Raw genomic sequence first — 3,180 nt, 5'->3', positions numbered from 1 at the left:
GGAAGAATCACTCCGTAGACATGGAATCACAAATGATTCATCCGATTCAAGAACTCTCGGGACAGACACTCAGCGATCACCAGCGTATCCTTGCTCTCATCCGCGCCACCGCCGACACCCAAGTCCGACAGTGTTGACCGAACCGCGAAGACACTCGAATCCCACCATCCCAGCTGTTCGCGCGTAGCTTGCAGCAGGGCGGATTGCGCCAAGGCGGAGAAGCGCTCCCACAGCAGGCTTGCCGGCGGGATATTTTGTTCGGCCAGCACTTTAAGCTTGGCGACAATGTCCGACATGGCGGGGTCTGCCGCCGCGGCAGCGGTGATGGCGTCGAGGTCGTCCGGGCGTAGTCCAGGGCTGACCGAGAGCAGCGCAAGCCGAGCCGCCAGCAGGGAGGCGATCTCGGGTGCGGCCGTGTCTGCCAGCCGCCGGTCGAGCTGTGAGATCTGGTTCTTCACCGCATTATCCGAGGTCGCGTCGCGCGCGTCCAGCGCCACGAACTGGTCCATGAGGGCGGTCAGCCTCTGTTCGAGCGCGTGAATGCTTGCTGCATCGGTGTTCGCCGCGGCAGCCTGACGCACTTCTGAAATCGAAGCTTCGAGATTGGCTAACTGTTCCTCGAACACTGACACCGACGAGGCCAGCAGCTTTGCATCAGGGTTGGCGGGAATGCGGCTCACATAGGGAAGTTGAGCCGGAAGCCAGCGCTGAGGTCCAGCCACCATGATGGCTCCATGCCTGATCGCTGGATAGAACAGCAGCCCGAGAGCGACAATCGACAGCAGTAGGGCGAGCGTGCCGCGCTTGTCCCCGCTGCGGCGAGCCGCCTGCCTCGCCGTTTCTACGGCCGGCTGGGAAATTATCTCGGAATGCGTCATTACTGTCTCGTTTCTTATCGGAAACAAAAATCCAACTTCTTTTGATTTGGCCCTTCTCGTAACACGACAATATTCAGAAAAAATGATAATTCTGCAGAATGCGAGTGCCGCCTGCGGCAAAATGCGTAAGTTTGCTCATTTAGTTGTGAAAATCCCGCCCGCTGCCTTCGAGGGGCACTGCGAATCAAGTGTTTTGGGCATTATAGGTGGACTAAATTCGCTTATGCTATTTCGGGTGTTACGAAATTGCTGCACTGCTTTAGTAGGTTTCCAGTGTTTAAACCGGACGGGTTCTGGATATGAACCAGTTATTCGTTGTTGCGGCTCTGTTCTGCGTCACAATCCTGCTGGTTCTTGTCTTCTCCTTGCTGTCCGGCCGCCGGGCCCAGGCTGGCGCGCAGTCAGATACTATCACCGATGTCGGCGGGGTGAACTTTACCGTTCACGAGGCCCTGATCGGCGCGGTGACGTCGATCGTCTTCGTGCTCTGCGTCGCCTTCTATGGCCGGTTCATCACCGAAGCCAACGAGATTCGTGCGGCGGAGATCATGGGGGCGTGGCAGTTCGGCTATTCGGCGGATGCGGCCGACAACAGCGACAAGATCGTCGCCTGGCTGATGTCGGGTGGTCAGAACCCTCTTGATCCCGCATCCGACTACCAGATCAATCTTGCCGTTTCGCTTGCCGATCGCCACGTCGCTACCCGCACCGCTTTCCTCGCCATCGATGCCATTGTCAGATACGGCATCTGGGCTGTGGCCTTTGTAGCCATCGTTCAGAGCATTCTCAACTCCAGGCAGCTCTACGGCCTCAGCATCCTCATGCCGGCGATGATCATCACGTTGATAGTCGTGATCCTTGTCTTCTTTCCCGGCGCCCGCGATCTGCTGACACTGCTTGGCCGCCAGGGCGCGGCTGCCCCCTCACTGGTGATCCTTCCATGATTTCCTTTATCCAGACCCTTCCCGTCTTCCTCGGCCTTCCGCTTGTCATCGGTTCCGGAATTCTGCTGACGTTGCTTGGCACCCTTGTCGCCGGTACGCTGTTCACGCCGGCCGAGCTTATCGAAAATAATGCCGTTGGCGGCTTCAAGTTCGCCTTCCTGGCGCAGATCGTGGCAGCGCTCCTCGCCTTCAGCCTGGTCGATTCGGCAACGCGCTTCGTCTCGTTCCAGTTTCGTTGTGACAGGGAACTCGCCGCCATATCCCTCATGCAGAAGGTCGAGAACTTCCTGCCGGTCGAGGCCAGCCGTTTGCGCTTGGCGGAAAGCGAATACTTGAAGAGCGTCATCAACGACGAGTGGTCGAAGATGCGCGAGGGCAAGCAATCGGAGGGGACCACGAAGGCACTGGAGGACTGGTATGCCAAGGCCATGGCAACCACGCCCCGCAACGACCAGGAGCGGTTGGCCCTGTCTCAATACATGCGGCTCTTTGCCGAAGTGGTGATCAACCGCACCGGGCGGATCAGTGATTCCACCAGCCCGTTCGAAAATCTGATCTGGCTCAGCGTGGGCATCGCCGTGATCATCACCATTGCATTCAACTGGTTCTTCGGCAGCTACAACCTGTTGACGCAATTGGCGATGGGCGCTCTGCTCACGACCGGTGTTATGACGCTCGTCTACCTCTCGGTCGTGCTGGCCTCACCCATCAACAGCCCGATCGGAATTCTTCCAACCAGTTACATTACCCTGCTGCAATGAAGGGCGGCCTCGTATGATCTTGCGCAGAAGGAAGGTGATGACCTTGAACATTAGACCTGTGCGAACGGCTTGTGCCGCCATGCTATTGCTGACACCGGGCACGGTTGAGGCCGCGGAGGTTCAGCCCGCGACGCTGCCGCCCACAGTCTCAGGCAGTCCAGTCACGTCCCCCGCGGCGCCTGCTGCACCGAGCACGCTCGAGAGCTTCAACGCCGCGATGCATGGTTTCAATCTCTGGGTTTGGGACGAGGTGGATTCGGCCGGTGCCTGGATGGGCTTTCTCACCCCGCCCGCCGCGGTGAGCAGTAGTGTTTCCAACGCGCTTAGCAACCTGATTAACGAACCGACGTCAGCGATCAGCTGGGTGGTTGCGGGAGACTATGGCAATGCCTTCACTGCGATCCGGCGCTTCTGGATCAACACCACGCAAGGTTGGCTAGGTATCGAGGATGTCGCCACCGCGCAGGGCATCGTGGCGCCGCCGATTGATATCGGCCTTGCCCTGTGTACGCGCGGAGTGGGGGAGGGAGCCTATGTGGTTATGCCCTTCGTCGGCCCGCGCACGCTGCGTGACGGGCTGTCAGACTTCTTGCTGGT

At 59.0% G+C, this 3,180-nt stretch carries 4 protein-coding genes; 3 read left to right on the top strand and 1 reads right to left on the bottom strand.

The window, feature by feature from the left end; genetic code table 11:
• Positions 1–26 precede the first annotated feature (26 nt).
• On the bottom strand, positions 27–878 hold the full coding sequence (locus tag WCJ41_RS20940) for a hypothetical protein (protein WP_336907776.1): 852 nt from the start codon (positions 876–878) through the stop codon (positions 27–29).
• 299 nt (positions 879–1,177) lie between these two features.
• On the opposite strand from WCJ41_RS20940, the gene WCJ41_RS20935 reads away from it, so the two are divergent.
• From WCJ41_RS20935 to WCJ41_RS20925, 3 genes are all read left to right on the top strand, one after another.
• A complete protein-coding gene (locus WCJ41_RS20935) occupies positions 1,178–1,822 on the top strand; it encodes a hypothetical protein (RefSeq protein WP_336907775.1) in 645 nt (214 codons plus the stop codon).
• Positions 1,819–2,583 carry a hypothetical protein gene (locus WCJ41_RS20930; protein ID WP_336907774.1) on the top strand — a complete coding sequence of 255 codons (765 nt, stop codon included), beginning with the start codon at positions 1,819–1,821 and terminating at the stop codon, positions 2,581–2,583. Before WCJ41_RS20935 ends, WCJ41_RS20930 begins: the two co-directional genes overlap by 4 nt.
• Before the next feature lie 37 nt (positions 2,584–2,620).
• Positions 2,621–3,180 (top strand): MlaA family lipoprotein (locus WCJ41_RS20925; protein ID WP_336907773.1); only part of this gene is annotated, 560 nt, incomplete at its 3' end.

It is taken from the genome of Aestuariivirga sp. (genome assembly GCF_037139295.1).
Taxonomy (GTDB): Bacteria; Pseudomonadota; Alphaproteobacteria; order Rhizobiales; family Aestuariivirgaceae; genus Aestuariivirga.
This window is presented reverse-complemented; position numbering and strand designations above follow the sequence as displayed.

Excerpts from the sequence above, each read along its gene's own strand:
- WCJ41_RS20935 (WP_336907775.1), top strand. The coding sequence starts at position 1,178 with ATGAACCAGTTATTCGTTGTTGCGGCTCTGTTCTGCGTCACAATCCTG.
- WCJ41_RS20930 (WP_336907774.1), top strand. The coding sequence starts at position 1,819 with ATGATTTCCTTTATCCAGACCCTTCCCGTCTTCCTCGGCCTTCCGCTT.
- WCJ41_RS20940 (WP_336907776.1), bottom strand. The coding sequence starts at position 878 with ATGACGCATTCCGAGATAATTTCCCAGCCGGCCGTAGAAACGGCGAGG.